The 16,085-nt window shown below is 72.0% G+C and carries 15 protein-coding genes and 1 riboswitch; of the genes, 12 read left to right on the plus strand and 3 right to left on the minus strand.

The window, feature by feature from the left end; all coding sequences use genetic code 11:
* Positions 1-6: 6 nt before the first annotated feature.
* Positions 7-1,221, minus strand: a complete 1,215-nt coding sequence (locus ACZ63I_RS34295) for an MFS transporter (RefSeq protein ID WP_469343405.1) — start codon at positions 1,219-1,221, stop codon at positions 7-9.
* 126 nt (positions 1,222-1,347) lie between these two features.
* Here ACZ63I_RS34295 and ACZ63I_RS34300 point away from each other — a divergent pair, with 126 nt between their 5' ends.
* From ACZ63I_RS34300 to ACZ63I_RS34350, 11 genes are all read left to right on the plus strand, one after another.
* Positions 1,348-2,529 carry an ROK family transcriptional regulator gene (locus tag ACZ63I_RS34300; protein WP_469343407.1) on the plus strand — a complete coding sequence of 394 codons (1,182 nt, stop codon included), beginning with the start codon at positions 1,348-1,350 and terminating at the stop codon, positions 2,527-2,529.
* 77 nt (positions 2,530-2,606) lie between these two features.
* A riboswitch (FMN riboswitch) is annotated at positions 2,607-2,737 on the plus strand.
* Positions 2,738-2,880: 143 nt separating this feature from the next.
* The gene (gene ribD / locus ACZ63I_RS34305; RefSeq protein WP_469343408.1) at positions 2,881-4,023 is read left to right on the plus strand and encodes a bifunctional diaminohydroxyphosphoribosylaminopyrimidine deaminase/5-amino-6-(5-phosphoribosylamino)uracil reductase RibD; all 1,143 of its coding nucleotides are present in this window, start codon (positions 2,881-2,883) and stop codon (positions 4,021-4,023) included.
* Positions 4,024-4,632 (plus strand): riboflavin synthase, encoded by a 609-nt coding sequence (locus ACZ63I_RS34310; RefSeq protein ID WP_469343410.1) that lies wholly within the window; start codon positions 4,024-4,026, stop codon positions 4,630-4,632.
* Positions 4,629-5,282, plus strand: a complete 654-nt coding sequence (locus tag ACZ63I_RS34315) for a nicotinamide mononucleotide transporter family protein (protein WP_469343411.1) — start codon at positions 4,629-4,631, stop codon at positions 5,280-5,282. Before ACZ63I_RS34310 ends, ACZ63I_RS34315 begins: the two co-directional genes overlap by 4 nt.
* Positions 5,279-6,568 carry a bifunctional 3,4-dihydroxy-2-butanone-4-phosphate synthase/GTP cyclohydrolase II gene (locus ACZ63I_RS34320; RefSeq protein ID WP_469343413.1) on the plus strand — a complete coding sequence of 430 codons (1,290 nt, stop codon included), beginning with the start codon at positions 5,279-5,281 and terminating at the stop codon, positions 6,566-6,568. Before ACZ63I_RS34315 ends, ACZ63I_RS34320 begins: the two co-directional genes overlap by 4 nt.
* Before the next feature lie 83 nt (positions 6,569-6,651).
* Positions 6,652-7,137, plus strand: coding sequence for a 6,7-dimethyl-8-ribityllumazine synthase (ribH, locus tag ACZ63I_RS34325; RefSeq protein ID WP_041991721.1), 486 nt, complete (start codon positions 6,652-6,654; stop codon positions 7,135-7,137).
* Between the two features lie 61 nt (positions 7,138-7,198).
* A complete protein-coding gene (locus tag ACZ63I_RS34330; RefSeq protein WP_041991725.1) occupies positions 7,199-7,471 on the plus strand; it encodes a phosphoribosyl-ATP diphosphatase in 273 nt (90 codons plus the stop codon).
* Between the two features lie 77 nt (positions 7,472-7,548).
* Positions 7,549-8,397, plus strand: coding sequence for an ATP phosphoribosyltransferase (hisG, locus tag ACZ63I_RS34335; RefSeq protein ID WP_469343415.1), 849 nt, complete (start codon positions 7,549-7,551; stop codon positions 8,395-8,397).
* Entirely contained in the window at positions 8,397-8,852 is a 456-nt protein-coding gene (locus ACZ63I_RS34340; RefSeq protein WP_469343416.1) for a PH domain-containing protein, read from the plus strand. The genes hisG and ACZ63I_RS34340 overlap by 1 nt, the downstream gene beginning before the upstream one ends.
* Before the next feature lie 182 nt (positions 8,853-9,034).
* Positions 9,035-10,408, plus strand: coding sequence for a hemolysin family protein (locus ACZ63I_RS34345; RefSeq protein WP_469343417.1), 1,374 nt, complete (start codon positions 9,035-9,037; stop codon positions 10,406-10,408).
* Positions 10,405-11,547 (plus strand): hemolysin family protein, encoded by a 1,143-nt coding sequence (locus ACZ63I_RS34350; RefSeq protein ID WP_469343419.1) that lies wholly within the window; start codon positions 10,405-10,407, stop codon positions 11,545-11,547. Before ACZ63I_RS34345 ends, ACZ63I_RS34350 begins: the two co-directional genes overlap by 4 nt.
* Before the next feature lie 42 nt (positions 11,548-11,589).
* Here the strand turns inward: ACZ63I_RS34350 and ACZ63I_RS34355 are convergent, their stop codons facing one another.
* On the minus strand, positions 11,590-13,515 hold the full coding sequence (locus tag ACZ63I_RS34355) for an AAA family ATPase (RefSeq protein WP_469343466.1): 1,926 nt from the start codon (positions 13,513-13,515) through the stop codon (positions 11,590-11,592).
* Positions 13,516-13,859: 344 nt separating this feature from the next.
* Positions 13,860-14,489: a uridine kinase family protein gene (locus ACZ63I_RS34360; RefSeq protein WP_469343420.1), complete on the minus strand. Its 630-nt coding sequence runs from the start codon at positions 14,487-14,489 to the stop codon at positions 13,860-13,862.
* 185 nt (positions 14,490-14,674) lie between these two features.
* On the opposite strand from ACZ63I_RS34360, the gene ACZ63I_RS34365 reads away from it, so the two are divergent.
* The gene (locus ACZ63I_RS34365; RefSeq protein ID WP_469343421.1) at positions 14,675-16,057 is read left to right on the plus strand and encodes a peptidase C39 family protein; all 1,383 of its coding nucleotides are present in this window, start codon (positions 14,675-14,677) and stop codon (positions 16,055-16,057) included.
* Positions 16,058-16,085: the final 28 nt, after the last annotated feature.

Consider the following 16,085-nt stretch of genomic DNA (forward strand, 5'->3'; position numbering starts at 1 on the left):
CGCCGATTACTTCTGCGGGCTCTCCAGCGCGCCGGGTACTGCGGCGTCCGCGACCTTCGCCGCGCGTCCCGTCCGCAACACCCCGGCGCCGGCGACCAGACCGAAGGTCAGCAGCGTCACCAGGCCGAACGAGGTCGTCAGGGACGTCGCGTTGGCGATACCGCCGATCGCGGAAGGGGCCACGAGCCCTGAGGTGTACGTGATGGTGGCGACCCCGGCGATGGCCTGGTTCGCGTTCGGCCCGCTACGCCCGGCGGCGGCGAAGGCCAGCGGTACGACCACGGCTACGCCGAGCCCGATGAAGGCGAAGCCGGTCATGGCGAGCGCCGGATTGGGCGCCGTCACCACCAGCAGACCGCCGCCCGCTGCGAACACCCCGCCCGCGCGCACGGTCCTCACCGCGCCGAACCGGTCGACCACCCGGTCCCCGGCGATCCGGGTGATGGCCATGGTGAGCGTGAAGGCGGTGGTCGAGGCCGCCGCGAGGCCCGGGGATGTGTGCAGCACGTCGCGGAGATAGACCGCCGACCAGTCCAGGCTCGCGCCCTCCGCGAACACCGCGCAGAACCCGATCGTGCCGATGATCAGCGCACTCTTCGGCGGCAGCGCGAAGCTGGGCGGCGCGTCGGCCTCCGGCGCGCTGCGCACGTCGAGCACGCCCTGGCAGAAGAGCAGGCCGAGCGCGGTGAGCACGAGCGCGGCCAGCAGATGGTGCAGCCGCGCGTCGCTGCCGAGATGCGCGGCGAGCGCGCCCGAGGCCGAGCCGATCAGCGCGCCCGCGCTCCACATGCCGTGCAGCCCGGACATGATCGACTTGCCGAGCTGGTTCTCGGTCTCCACCCCGATGCCGTTCATCACCACGTCCGCCATACCGGACGTCGCGCCGTACACGTACAGCGCCAGGCAGAGCGTGACGAGGTTCGGGGCGAGCGCGGGCAGGATCAGCGCCAGGGTCCACAGGGCGAGCAGGATGCGCAGCGCCGCGCGGGCGCCCAGCCGGTGGCCGATCGTGCCGACCAGCGGCATCGCCGTCACGGACCCGATGGCGGGGAAGGCGAGCGCCAGCCCGAGCTGGCCCGCGCTGACCCCGGTGTGGTCCTGGATCCAGGGGATACGGGTGGCGAAGCTGCCGGTGACCGCGCCATGGACGCAGAACACCGCGGCCACGGCGAACCGCGCCCTCCGCAGCCGCCGCCGGTTGTCGACCGCTTCCTTCGTCATTTCGTTCCGTCCTCCCCCTGAGAAGCGTGTGGCGCACGCCTGGTCCCGTTGCGATGCGTAAACTATCAGGAAGCCTGCCTGATAAATAGCGCGTTAATGCGCCAGGGACGTGGAAGGATCGCCGCCATGGCCGCATCCCCGAGTACCGCCCGAGCCATCAACGACCGGCTGGCGCTGCGCCTGTTCCAGCAGGAAGGTCCGCTGACGGCAGGTCAGCTCAAGGAGCTGACCGGGCTCTCCCGGCCCAGCGTCGCCGATCTCGTGGAACGGCTCATCGAGTCGGGGCTGATCCAGGTCGTCGGCGAGACCGGCGACCGGCGGCGCGGGCCGAACGCGCGCGTGTACGGGATCGTCGCCGACCGGGCCCATCTCGCGGCCCTCGACGTACGCACCGGCAGCGTCTCCGTCGTCGTCGCCGACCTGCTCGGCAGCACCCTCGCCGAGGCGGTCCTGCCCGTCGACAGCGGTACGGACGTCGAGAGCGCCGTCGAACAGGCCGTCGCCGTCCTGGAACGCACGGCCGCCGAAGCGGGCGCTGCCCCGCTGCACAGCGTGGGCATCGGCGCGCCCGGCCTCGTCGACCCCGCGACCGGCGAACTGCGCGACACCACAGGGCTGCCGGCCTGGCACCGCAGCCTCGTCGCCGCCCTGCACAAGCGGCTGCCCGCCACCGTCCTCGTCGAGAACGAGACCAATCTCGCCGCCCTCGCCGAACAGCGGCTGGGCGCGGCGCGCGGCCTGGACACCTTCGTCCTGCTGTGGCTCGGCCACGGTGTCGGCGCCGCCGTCATGCTCGACGGGAAACTCCGGCGCGGCATCTCCGGCGGCGCGGGCGAGGTCGCCTTCCTGCCGGTGCCCGGCACCTCCCAACTGCCGTCGGCGATCTCCTGCGAAGGCGGCTTCCACAGTCTGGGCGGCTCGGCAGCCGTCTGCGAACTCGCCGTCGCACACGGGCTGTCCGCGCTGCCGGGCGTACGGCAGGAGCCGCCGGCCGCTGCCTTCGTACGCGCCGCCCGCACGGCGGGAGCGGCGGGCGAAGCCTTCCTCGACGCGCTCGCCGACCGGCTCGTCATCGGCGCCGCCGCGGTCAGCGCCGTCCTGGACCCCGGCCGTGTCGTGCTCGCCGGCGAGACCGGCCATGCGGGCGGCGCTGACCTGGCCGCCCGCGTCGAGGCGAGGCTCGCGCTCATGTCGCCGCTGCGCACCGAGGTCAGAGCCGGGTCGCTCGGCGGGACGGCCGTGCTGCGCGGGGCGCTGCTCACGGCGCGCGACGCGGCGCAGGACGCACTGTTCGCGCCCACTGCGTGACCGCCTGTGAGCCAGTGCACAGACCACCACCCGTATGGCCGACGATCAGACGTGGCACACTGGGTGCGTACCAGAAGCAGCGCACTCCGGGGTCGGTGCAATTCCGAACCGGCGGTTACAGTCCGCGACCCGTCCGCAGCCAGCGGCCGGTTGACCAGGTGAGATTCCTGGACCGACGGTGAAAGTCCGGATGGGAGGCAGTGCGCGGCGAGTCGGCATCGGTACGCCGCCGCAGGCGGACCGTCCTCGGACGATCCCCGCCACCGGATCCGGCGTTGCCGCGGTTGTCTCGTTTTCTCTGTCGTCATCGACAGGCCCCGGAGTCCGTGCCCGAAGAGGCAGGAGGACCCGGTGGCCGACCAGGCCGACATCGCCGCCATGCACCGAGCCGTCGCGCTCGCCGCCCGCGGCCTCGGCTCCACCAGCCCCAATCCGGTCGTCGGATGCGTGATCCTCGACGCCTCGGGCCGCCTCGTCGGCGAGGGCTACCACCAGCGGGCCGGCGGACCGCATGCCGAGATCCACGCGCTGCGCGCCGCGGGGGACAGGGCCAGGGGCGGCACCGCGTACGTCACGCTCGAACCCTGCAACCACACCGGCCGCACCGGGCCGTGCGCCCAGGCCCTCATCGAGGCCGGCGTCGCCCGCGTCCACCACGCGGTCGCCGACCCGAACCCGCAGGCCACCGGCGGCGCCGACACCCTGCGCGCCGCCGGGATCAGCGTCGAGCGCGGGCTGCTCGCCGAGGAGGCCGAGGCGGGCAACATCGCCTGGCTGACGTCCGTACGGCGCGGCAGGCCCTTCGTCCGCTGGAAGTACGCGGCGACGCTCGACGGCCGGATCGCGGCGGCCGACGCCACCAGCCGCTGGATCACCGGACCCGAGTCGCGCGCCGACGTGCACCGGCTGCGCGCCGAGGCCGACGCCGTGCTCGTCGGCTCGGGCACCGCCCGTACCGACGACCCGCACCTCGCCGCCCGCGACATCGAGGGCGCGGTCCAGCCGCTGCGCGTCGTCGTGGACACCGACGCCACCGCCGTACGGCCCGGCGCCCGGATCCTGGACGACACCGCGCCCACCCTGATCGCCGTCGCCGAGGACACCGACCTCACGGCGGCCGGGCACCTCAAGGACGTCGTCCGGCTGCCGCGCGCCGCCCGCGGTCTGTCCGTGCCCGCGCTGCTGGCCGTCCTGCACGAGCGCGGTGTGCGCTCCGTACTCCTCGAAGGCGGCCCGACATTGGCCGGATCCTTCGTCGCGGCGGGCGCCGTCGACCAGGTCGTCGGCTACCTCGCCCCCGTCCTGCTCGGCGCCGGACCCAACGCGCTCGGCGAGGCCGGAATCAGCACGATCGGCGACGCGTTGCGACTGCGGATGACGGAGTCCGTACGCGTCGGCGCCGATCTGCGGATCACCGCGACCCCCGTCGGCGCCACCGGACCCCACGCCACCACCGCGCACGCCACCACCGACCACGCCACCAAGGAGATCTGAGTGTTCACCGGAATCGTCGAAGAGCTGGGTGAGGTCACCGCCGTCGACAACCTCGGCGACTCCTGTCGGTTCCGGCTGCGTGGCCCGTTGGTGACCGACGGCGCGAAACACGGCGACTCGATCGCCGTCAACGGCGTCTGCCTCACCGTCGTGGACCTCGCCGACGGCGAGTTCACCGCCGACGTGATGGCCGAGACCCTGAACCGCTCCAGCCTCGGCGCCCTGACGACCGGCTCCCGGGTCAACCTGGAGCGGCCCATGGCCATGGGCGGCCGGCTCGGCGGGCACATCGTGCAGGGCCATGTCGACGGCAGGGGCACCGTCGTGGAGCGCGAGCCCTCCGAGAACTGGGAGATCGTCAAGGTCTCGCTCCCCGCCGCACTCACCCGCTACGTCGTGGAGAAGGGCTCCATCACCGTGGACGGCGTCAGCCTCACGGTGGTCGACGCGGGACCCGACTACTTCACCGTCAGCCTCATCCCCACCACCCTCGCAGCGACCACCCTCGGCATCAAGGGACCCGGCGACCCGGTCAACCTCGAAGTCGACGTCATCGCGAAGTACGTCGAGCGGCTGCTCGGCGACCGAGCCGAGGAGCCCGCACCGTGAGCACCGTTTCCTGGCTGAACAGCGAGGCGTTCACCGCCTTCGACCAGCACATCCTCTGGTCCGACATGATCGGCAACACCATCGGCCTACTCGCTCTCGCGCTCGGCTGGCGCCGCTCGATCTGGACCTGGCCCGCGCAGTTCGTCTCCGGGGTCGTCCTCGTCGCCGCGTACGCCCAGGCCAACCTGAGCGGCGGCATCGGCAAGCAACTCCTCGTCATAGGCGTCGCGTTGTGGGGCTGGCGGCTGTGGCAGCGCGGCAGCAGGCAGGCCCAGGACGGGGCCGTCGCCATCCGCTTCGCGAGCGGGCGCGAACGCGCGCTGCTCGTCGGCGGCACGGCCGTCGGCACGCTCGCCGTCGGCGGGCTGTTCGCCGCCGTTCCCGAACTGTCCTGGAACCCCTGGCCCGACGCCTACATCTTCGTCGGCACGCTCGCAGCGATGATCGCGCAGGCGCGCGGACTTGTGGAGTTCTGGTTCGCCTGGCTGCTGGTCGACGTGGTCGGCGTACCGCTCGCGTTCAACAGCGGACTCGCCTTCTCCGGACTTGTGTACGTGATCTATCTCGCCCTCGTCCTGTGGGGGATGCGCGACTGGTGGCTGCGCTCGCGGCGTAGCGCCACCGTGGCTCTGGAAGGAGCAGCAGCATGACCGCACTGCCCACCTGGTACTCCACCGACAACGTCGAGGACCTCGCCCTCGACCCGGTCGAGCAGGCCATCAGGGACATCGCAGCCGGCCGCCCCGTGGTGGTCGTGGACGACGAGGACCGCGAGAACGAGGGCGACCTGGTCATCGCGGCCGAGAAGGCCACCCCCGAGATCGTCGCCTTCATGATGAGCGAGTGCCGCGGACTGATCTGCGCCCCCATGGAGGGCGACGAACTCGACCGGCTCGAACTGCCGCAGATGGTCGACCACAACACCGAATCGATGCGCACCGCCTTCACGGTCTCCGTGGACGCCGGGCCCGACCACGGCGTCACCACCGGCATCTCGGCGGCCGACCGGGCCACCACCCTGCGGCTGCTGGCCGGCGGTACGGCCCAGGCCGGCGACTTCGTCAGGCCCGGCCATGTCTTCCCGCTGCGCGCCAGGCCCGGCGGTGTGCTCGTACGCAACGGACACACCGAGGCGGCCGTCGACCTCGCCCGGCTCGCCGGACTGCGCCCGGCCGGCGCGATCGTGGAGATCGCGGGCGAGGACGGCGTGATGCTGCGGCTGCCCGAACTGATCCCGTTCGCCCGCAAGAACGGGCTGACGATCATCTCCATCGAGGACCTGGTCGCCTACCGCCGCACCGCCGAGCCGACCGTCCGCCGCGAGGCGCAGGTCCGGCTGCCCACCGCCTTCGGCGAGTTCACCGCGTACGGCTACCGCTCCACGGTCGACGGCGTCGAGCATGTCGCGCTCGTGCACGGCGACATCGGCGACGGCGAGGACCTGCTCGTACGGGTCCACTCCGAGTGCCTGACCGGCGACATCTTCAGCTCCCAGCGCTGCGACTGCGGCCCGCAGTTGCACGCCTCCATGGAGCGCGTCACCGAGGAGGGCCGCGGCGTCGTCGTCTATCTGCGCGGCCACGAAGGGCGCGGCATCGGGCTGCTGTCGAAGCTGCGCGCCTACGAACTCCAGGAGCAGGGCCGCGACACCCTCGACGCCAACCTGGAACTGGGCCTGCCGGCCGACGCGCGCGACTACGCGGCGGGCGCGCAGATCCTCGACGACCTCGGTGTGCACAGCCTGCGGCTGATGACCAACAACCCCGAGAAGACAGCGGCGCTCGTCAGCCACGGCCTGCGGGTCACCGGGCGCGAGCCGATGCCCGTACAGGCAGGCGAGCACAACCTCCGCTATCTGCGCACCAAGCGGGACCGGATGGGCCACGACCTGCCGTGGCTGGACCCCGCGGGCGCCTCCGCCTGCGGCAACCAGTAAGCCCGTAACCAGTAAGCATCCCGGAACCAGTCAGCATCAAAAGCCGGCAACCACCACAGAAGACAAGAGCACCGAGGAGAGACGTGAGCGGCAAGGGCGCACCCGAACTGAGTGTGAAGAACTGCGGCGATCTGCGAGTCGCCGTGATCGCTGCGCAGTGGCACGAGAAGGTCATGGACGGCCTCGTGGACGGCGCGCTGCGCGCCCTGCACGAACTGGGCATCGACGAGCCGACGCTGCTGCGCGTCCCCGGCAGTTTCGAACTCCCCGTCGTGGCCAAGGTGCTGGCCGGCCGCGGGTACGACGCCGTCGTCGCCCTCGGCGTCGTCATCCGGGGCGGCACCCCGCACTTCGAGTACGTGTGCCAGGGCGTCACCCAGGGCCTCACCCAGGTCTCGGTCGACACCGGCGTCCCCATCGGCTTCGGCGTCCTGACCTGCGACACCGAGGAGCAGGCGCTGGACCGCGCCGGTATCGAGGGGTCCCGCGAGGACAAGGGCCACGAGGCGGTCACCGCCGCCGTCGCCACCGCCGCCACGCTGCGTACCGTCGCCGAACCCTGGCGTTGACTCCTGGCGCCGGTACCTGGCGCCAGGACCCCGCCGGAAGCCGCGTAAAGTAAGCGTCACCATGCCGAAGAAGACGTTCGAGGAGCTCTTCACCGAGCTCCAGCACAAAGCCGCGACCGCCGACCCCGCCACCTCCCGCACCGCCGAGCTGGTGGGCAAAGGCGTACACGCCATCGGGAAGAAGGTCGTCGAAGAGGCGGCCGAGGTGTGGATGGCGGCGGAGTACGAGGGCAACGACGCAGCCGCCGAGGAAATCTCGCAGCTCCTGTACCACGTCCAGGTGATGATGGTCGCGCGCGGGATCTCCCTCGACGACGTCTACGCCCATCTCTGAGCCCCGCCCCTCCGCCCTCTCCCCGCGGCCCGCCACAGCCCTGTCGCCACCCCTTCGCACCAAAGGAAGCCGATCTCATGCTGCGCATCGCCATTCCCAACAAGGGTTCACTCTCCGGGCCTGCGTCGGCGATGCTCCATGAAGCCGGCTACCAGCAGCGCAAGGAGTCCAAGGAACTCGTCCTCGTCGACCCGGAGAACGACGTCGAGTTCTTCTACCTCCGCCCCCGCGACATCGCGATCTACGTCAGCTCGGGCCGGCTCGACATCGGCATCACCGGCCGCGACCTGCTGCTGGACTCCGGCGCCGACGCCGAGGCGATCCTGCCGCTCGGCTTCGCCCGCTCCACCTTCCGCTACGCCGCCAAGCCCGGCACGGCGACCGGCCTCGGCGACTTCGGCGGCATGACCGTCGCGACCTCGTACGAGGGCATCGTCGCCAAGCACCTCGCGGACAACGGCGTCGACGCCGCCGTCATCCACCTCGACGGGGCCGTCGAGACCGCGATCGAACTGGGCGTCGCACAGGTCATCGCGGACGTGGTCGAGACCGGTACGTCGATGCGCAACGCCGGGCTCGAAGTGATCGGCGAGCCGATCATGACCTCGGAGGCGGTCGTCATCCGCCGCACCGGCGCCGACGGCGACCAGCCCAAGGTGCGCCAGTTCCTGCGCAGGCTCCAGGGCGTCCTGGTGGCCCGCAGCTACGTGATGATGGACTACGACTGCCGGGCCGAGCACCTGGAGCGCGCCGTGGCCCTCACCCCGGGCCTTGAGTCACCGACCGTCTCCCCGCTGCACAACGAGGGCTGGGTCGCCGTCCGCGCGATGGTCCCCGCCAAGGAGGCGCAGCGGATCATGGACGATCTGTACGAGCTGGGCGCCCGCGCCATCCTGACCACCGCCATCCACGCCTGCCGCCTGTGATGACCGACCAGCCGGGGGCGCCCGCCCTGCCCGTCACGTTCCGGCCGACCCGCACCCGGGTCGTGCTGCTGAGCGTCGGCGTCGTCCTGTTCGCCGTGATCACGGCCGTCTCGCTGCTCCTGGACAAGGTCCGCACCGCGGAGCGGCTGAGCTTCATCGTCACGGCCGCGCTGTTCTGCGCCGTGCTCGCCGTACTCAGCCGCCCCAAGGTCGTCGCCGACGAGACGGGCGTCACTGTCGTGAATCTCACCCGCACCCGGCGCCTCGCCTGGGCCGAGATCCTGCGGGTCAATCTGCGCCAGGGCGACCCGTGGGTCTTCCTCGACCTCAGCGACGGCAGCAGCATGCCGGCGCTGGGGATCCAGCCCGGCATCGCCAGGCAGCACGCCATCAGGGACGCGCGCGCCCTGCGCGCGCTCACCGAATCGCACGGCACGGGAACAGAGACCGGCTGAGCCCCTGACGCCCACGGCACCGACTTGATTACTCTGTTGCCACGGGCGCCGAAGTGCGCCCCGCCCCGCACCCACGGCCGCGACCGGCCGGCGGGGCACCTGCGACCCGAGGAGTGACTCCCTCCAGCAATGGACGGATCGTCCGGTAGTACCTGCGCCGCCCCCTTCGAAGAGGCGGCGGCATGACCATCCCCCTTCTGCTGCTCGCCGCGGCATTCCTGCTGATCCTCGCCAACGGCTTCTTCGTGGCGGCGGAATTCGGCCTTGTCACCGTGGACCGGCCGGACGCCGAGCGCGCCGCCGCCGCAGGTGACCGGCGCGCCCTGACCGTCGTCAAGGCGCTGCGGGAACTCTCCTTCCAGCTCTCCGGCACCCAGCTCGGCATCACCATCACCTCGCTCGTCGTCGGCATGCTGGCCGAGCCCGCGCTCGCGAGCCTGCTCGACGGGCCGCTCACGGCGACCGGACTGCCCGAAGGGGCAGCCTCCGGGATCGCCGTGGTGATCGGCATGCTGCTCGCCTCCGCCGTGCAGATGGTGATCGGCGAGCTCGTACCCAAGAACTGGGCGGTCTCGCGACCGCTCCAGGTCGCCCGGTTCGTGGCCGGACCCCAGCATGTGTTCACCGCCACGTTCCGGCCGCTGATCTCCCTGCTCAACACGGTGGCCAACCGGCTCGTCCGGATGCTGGGCGTCGAGCCGACGGACGAGCTGGACTCGGCCCGTACGCCCGGCGAACTGGTCTCCCTGGCCCGTCACTCGGCCCAGGCGGGCACGCTCGAACAGGACACCGCCGACCTGTTCGTCCGCACCCTCTCGCTCGGCGGGCTCACCGCCCAGCACGTGATGACCCCCCGGGTGAAGGTGAGCGCCCTGCAGTCCGACGCGACAGCGGCCGACGTACTCAACCTCACCCGGGCCACGGGCCTCTCCCGCTTCCCCGTCTACCGCGAACGCATCGACGAGATCGTGGGCATGGTCCATCTCAAGGACGCGCTCGCCGTGCCCGAGGCCGAACGGCTGCGGACCCCGGCGGGCCGGATCGCGGTGCCCGCGCTGCTGGTGCCCGAGACGCTGCCCGTGCAGCAGCTCCTCGCGCGGCTGCGCAGCGAGCAGCCGATAGCCGTCGTGGTCGACGAGTACGGCGGTACGGCCGGTGTCGTCACGCTGGAGGACATCGTCGAGGAGCTGGTCGGCGAGGTGCGCGACGAGCACGACGCCGAGGGCGACGGGCGGCCCGAGCTGGCGCCCGCCCCGTCCGAGGACGGCAGCCCCGCCTGGGAGGCCTCCGGCAGTGCCCGGGTGCCCGTCCTGCGGCGGATCGGCCTCGACGTCCCCGACGGTCCGTACGAGACCCTGGCGGGCCTCGTCGCCGACCTGCTGGGCCGGATCCCGGCCCCCGGGGACCGGGCGGAGCTGCCCGGCTGGCGGCTGTCGGTGCGCCAGGTCGACCGGTACCGCGCCGAGCGCGTCCGGCTGGTCCGTATCGGCGACGTACCGGCCGGTGCCCGTACCGACAACGACGACGTACGCGCCACGGCGGGGAGTGTGCGATGAGCGCCCTGCAACTCGTCTTCGCCGTGCTGCTGGTCCTCGCCAACGGCTTCTTCGTGGGGGCCGAGTTCGCCCTCGTCTCGGTGCGCCGCAGCCAGATCGAGCCGCACGCGGCCCGCGGCTCGGCGCGTGCCCGGCAGGTGCTGCACGGTCTTGAGCATCTGCCGCAGATGATGGCGGCGGCCCAGTTCGGCATCACGATCTGCTCCCTGACGCTCGGCGCTGTCGCCGAGCCGACGGTGGCCCGGATGCTGGAGCCGCTGTTCCACGCGGCCCACCTGCCGGACGGTGTGGTGCACCCGCTGGGCTACGTCATCGCGCTGGCCCTGGTGGTCTCGCTGCATCTGGTCATCGGCGAGATGGTCCCCAAGAACCTCGCCATGGCCGCCCCCGAGAAGACCGCGCTCTGGCTCAGCCCCGGCCTGGTCGGCTTCGCCCGGCTCTGCCGCCCCGTCACCGCCGCGCTGGGCGCCTGTGCCCGGCTGGTGCTGCGGGCCTTCCGGGTCGAGCCCAGGGACGAGGTGGAGGCCGTCTTCACCAGCGAGCAGCTCAACCGGCTCGTCGAGGATTCGGGCCAGGCAGGACTGCTCGAACCGGAGGCGCAGGAGCGCCTGGAGGACGCCCTGGAGCTGGGCAGCAGGCCCGTCACCGACGTACTGCTCACCCGGGCGGGGCTGATCACGGTGACCCCCGCCGTCACGCCGCGGGAGATCGAGGAGCTGACGGTACGCACCGGCTACTCGCGCTTCCCGGTGTGCGCCGAGGGCAACGGCGCCTTCATGGGCTATCTGCACGTGAAGGACGTCCTGGACCTGGAGGAGCGGAAGCGCGCCGTACCGCAGCACGTGTGGCGGCCGATGGCGACGCTGCGGGCCGAACTGCCGCTGGACGACGCCCTGACGGTGATGCGCCGCGCCGCGACGCATCTCGCCCAGGTCGCCGACGGCTCGGGCCGGGTGCTGGGCCTGGTCGCCCTGGAGGACGTCCTGGAGATGCTGGTCGGTGAGGTGCGCGACCCGTCCCACCGGGACGGCGAGCCGCAGCAGGCGCTCGTCAGCGAACAGCGCGCGGACCAGACCGGGCAGCGCGCGGACCAGCCGGGGCAGCGCGCCGACCAGAGCGAGCAGGTGCTGGCCGGCTGAGGCATGGGGCGCCGTCGCCGTGGCCGCGGGTGCCCGCCGGGATCACAGTCCCGGCGGGTCCTGCGGCCGGTTGACCGGGCCGCGCCCGGAAAGCACCTCGCCGTACGCCTGCATCAGGTCGGGCAGCCGCAGGGTGGCCAGATCGTCGCGGGTCGGCGTGCCGGTGTAGCCGGAGAGCCGCAGATCCCGGTACGCGCAGCTCTTCTCGTACAGCGTGCGGATGAACCGGCCGTTGCCCAGCTCGTCGATCCAGGACTGGTCGACGACATGGCCGCTGATGGAGCGCAGCTCGTCCACCGACTCCTCGTCCCACACGTCGCCGTTCTCCGCCGCCAGCACCTCGCCTATCGCGGTCAGTTCGAGCGGCCGGTAGCTGGGGAAGTCGACCCGGCTGGTGAAGCGGGAGGAGAGCCCCGGGTTGGTGGCGAGCAGCCGGTCCATGCCCTCCGGATAGCCCGCGAGGATCACCACCAGATGGTCCCTGCTGTCCTCGGCGCGCTTGAGCAGCACCTGAAGAGCCTCGTCGCCGTACGCGTCGCCCTTGCTGTAGCCGGAGTTGGAGAGGCTGTACGCCTCGTCCACGAAGAGCACCCCGCCGATCGCCGAGTCGATCAGCTCGTTCGCCTTGACCGCGGTCTGCCCCAGGAACTCGCCCACCAGATCGGCCCGTTGGGCCTCGACCAGATGGTCGCCGCCGAGCAGCCCCAGCGCGTAGAAGACCCGGCCGATGATGCGGGCGACGGTCGTCTTGCCGGTGCCCGAGGGGCCGGAGAAGACAAAGTGACGTTTCGGCGGCTGCACGGGAAGGCCCTCGCCCGCCCGCAGCCGGGCCATGTTCAACTGCGCGGAGAGCGCCTTGACCTGGCGCTTCACCGGTTCGAGCCCGACCATCCGCTCCAGCTCCGCCAGCGCGTCGGCGAGCAGTCCGGGGTCGGTGGGGCCCTCGGGGAACCGCGGGGGAGCGGCGTGCCGGTTCGGCGGGCCCGTCTTCTCGCGTATGTCGTCGGGGGTGACGGCAATGGGTCCCGCGCCGCCGAGCGGGGGCTGGAGCGGCGGCGCCTCACCGCCGAACCGCGTGTCCCCGCCGAGCGGGTTGTCGGTGTCACTCTGCGCCTCCACGACGTCCTGGCCGAAGCCGGCCAGCGCCACCGAGGCGAGTCCCGCCGGGTCGGCGGGATCGGCGGGGTCGTACGAGGTCTCGTACCCGTCGGAGTCGGTGATCGCGGCTAGCCGGGCCGCCGTGTCCATGAAGGCGGGATCGAGCCGGTGCACCGCCCGGTAGAGGGGTAAGGCCGCCGCGCTGCGCCCGGTGCCCTCATGGGCGCGGGCCAGCCAGTAGCGCAGCTCCTTGCGCTGCGGCTGCTCGCTGCGGCAGCGCATCAGCGCGGTCGCCAGCAGCGGCTCGGCCTGCCCGAACATGTCGAGTCTGACCCGGGCCATCCCGCCGAACAGCCCGGCCTCGGTGCCGAGCAGCGGGTCGTCGACGAGCGGTTCGGTGTGGCGGACCAACTGGTCCCAGTCCTTGACGAGATAGGCCCGGCAGGCGTGCAGGAAGCGCACCTGCGGGTCGGCGTCCACGGGCGGCAGCCCCGCCAACGCCCGGTCCAGCTCGGGCACATGGCGCCCGTCGAGCCAGTGCGACGCGTGGGCGAGCAGCAGGTCGCGGCCGCTCTCCAGCACCGGCTGCACCCACCAGCCGAGCCAGTACCAGGAGTTGAGGGTGCGCCGGTGCCGGGCGCGCTGTTCGCCGAAGCGGTCGCGGTTGCTGTACATGCGCAGCAGCGCCGTCGTGGTGTCGACGCGCAGCGCGTGCAGTCCGAGCCAGCCGTCGGCCATCGCCGGATCGAGCCGGACGGCGGTTCTGAACTCTTCCTCCGCCTGCGGGTACGCGCCCATCGTGTACGCGTCCACGCCGCGCATCCAGGCGAGGTCGGCCGGGCCCCCCACGCCCTGCGAGCCGATGTTCATCTGGTCCCCCACCGAAACACCTCTTCGCGGACGGGAATTGACCGCACCGGGATGCATCGTACCTGCGCAGGGGGTGTGCGACTAAGGGAGCGTGGGACCCCGCTGAGCGCTCCGGCAGTGACCCAAAGTGATCAGAAGGGGGGGTGCGGAGCCGGAAAAGGGGCGCAGCGGGCAGAACGAAGCCCCCGATCACGGGGGAACAACCGGGGGCTTCGCGTCCGCGGCGGCTCCGAAAAGCCGCACATTGAGAACGTAAGACCTGTCCGGCCCCTCGGTCAAGCGGAGTTGGCGCACTCGCCCGGCTGATTTCCGACTGCTCAGTATGGAGCGAAGGGCTGATCACGTTACGTGATGCCGCTGTGCTCTCCTGGTGTCACATCGGTCCTCGGACGCACCACATATCCCTCTGGTGTCTCCCGTACCAGGGCATCGGCGAAGGATGCGGACGGATCGGCCGTGAAATGGCTTGTCTCCGCCCTGATCCAGCCGTCCCAGAAAGCGGACTGCTCGGGTCCGTCCCGGCGCCTGCCGCGCTGCCAGGACGCCTCGGCGTCCCGGTCCATCCAGAACAGCCGGGCGAGCCACGGCCGCAGCGCCCGGCGCCCGGCCCCGACCCCCTCGACCAGTACCACCGGCGCGGGAGCCAGGGTGCGTGGGGTCAGGAACCGGCGCCCGGTCCAGTCGTACGGCGCGTACCGCGCGCTCGCGCCCCGTGAGAGCGGGCCCGTCACCTGCTCGGCGAACCGCGCCGTCCAGTCGAAGAGCTGTTCGTGGCTGGCGAGGTCGTCCAGGCGCAGGACGGGCGCGCCGCCGAGCGCGGCCGAGAGGCGGTCGGCGAAGGTGCTCTTCCCCGACCCCGCGTGCCCGTCGACCGCGACGAGCCGCACCGGACCGCAGGACGGCGGCAGGGCGCGCAGGGCGGCGCCCAGCCGGGTCAGATCGGTGGGGGCCTGCGCTTCCTTCGGGTCGTCCATTCGGCCTACTTTACGAGGCATCGCAGGTCACGCCAGTGGTCGAGACCAATATTGCTTTTGGCGAGTCGTCGCCTTCCGCTGGCAGAAGGCGGCCCCGAGCGGCAATAGTTGAGCACGGCCGTACCGGCGATTGACCAGTCGTCACCCGCCCGCCCGTCACCCTTCCGTCTCCGACCGGGGGTCACATGACCACGCCCACCTCCCGCAGGACCGTCCTCGCCGCCGCGATCGCCACGGTGGCCGCGGCCGCCACCGCTGCCACCGTCCCCGCGGCCTCCGCCGCCCCGTCGCACAGCGCCGGTGGCAGCCACGGCCGCCGCCCGCGCGCCAAGGCTCTCGTGGACAACGCGTTCTGGACCTCGTACGCCGACTGGCACTCAGGCGCCGCCGCCGGCACCCGCGCGGTGGCCGCCGCCCGGCCGGGGCTCGTGCTCTCCACCCCGGCGGGCCGCAGCGACTACGCCGACCCGCACACCGGAAAGACCGCGAGCTGGGAGTACGGCACCTGGACCTCCCCGGTGCACCGCTCGGCCGTGCCCGCCACGGAGGTGATCGCCTCCTGGAACGCCGAGACACCGGCCGGCACCTGGCTCCAGGTCGAGTTCCAGGGCGGCTACTCGGACCGGACCAAGACCCCGTGGTACGTGCTGGGGCGCTGGACGTCCGGCGACTCCGACGCCGACATCCGGCGCACCTCGGTCGACGGCCAGAGCGACGGCCGCAGCAGCATCTGGACCGACACCTTCGCCGTGGACGACGCGACGACGGGGCTGCGCGTCGTCTCGTACCAACTGCGGCTGACCCTCTACCGCAAGCCCGGCAGCGGGCTCACCCCCACGGTCCACCGCCTCGGCGCGATGGCCTCGGACATCCCCGACCGGTTCACGGTCCCGGCCTCCACCCCCGGGCTCGTCCGCGAGCTGCCCGTGCCGCGCTTCTCGCAGGACATCCACGCGGGGCAGTATCCGGAGTACGACGGCGGCGGCGAGGCATGGTGCAGCCCCACCAGCTCGGCGATGATCATCCAGTACTGGGGCCGCGGCCCGTCGGCGAAGGACCTCGCCTGGGTCGACCCGGAGTACGCGGACCCGCAGGTCTGCCACTCGGCGCGGTACACCTTCGACTACCAGTACGACGGCTGCGGCAACTGGCCCTTCAACGCCGCCTACGCCGCCACGTACAAGGACATGAGTTCGGCCGTCACCCGGCTCGGCTCGCTCGCGGACGTCGAGACGCTGGTCGGCGCCGGTATCCCGGTCATAACGTCGCAGTCGTTCCTGGAGAAGGAGCTGACCGGGTCGGGCTACGGCACCTCGGGCCATCTGATGACCGTCATCGGCTTCACGGCGGACGGCGACGTGATCGCCAACGACCCGGCGTCGCCCGACGACGACGCGGTGCGCAGGGTCTACCGCCGCCACGAGTGGGAGACCATCTGGCTCAGGACCAAGCGGTACAACGCGGCGGGAGACACCGTCTCCGGCACGGGCGGTGTGTGCTACGTGTACTGGCCGACGAATCCGACGGCGGCGCAGGGCCGCGCGCTGCGCAAGGTCGGTCTGCTCTGACGGAGGACGGCCGACTGCCGTCCCCGGA

It is taken from the genome of Streptomyces sp. NPDC087906 (assembly GCF_055584925.1).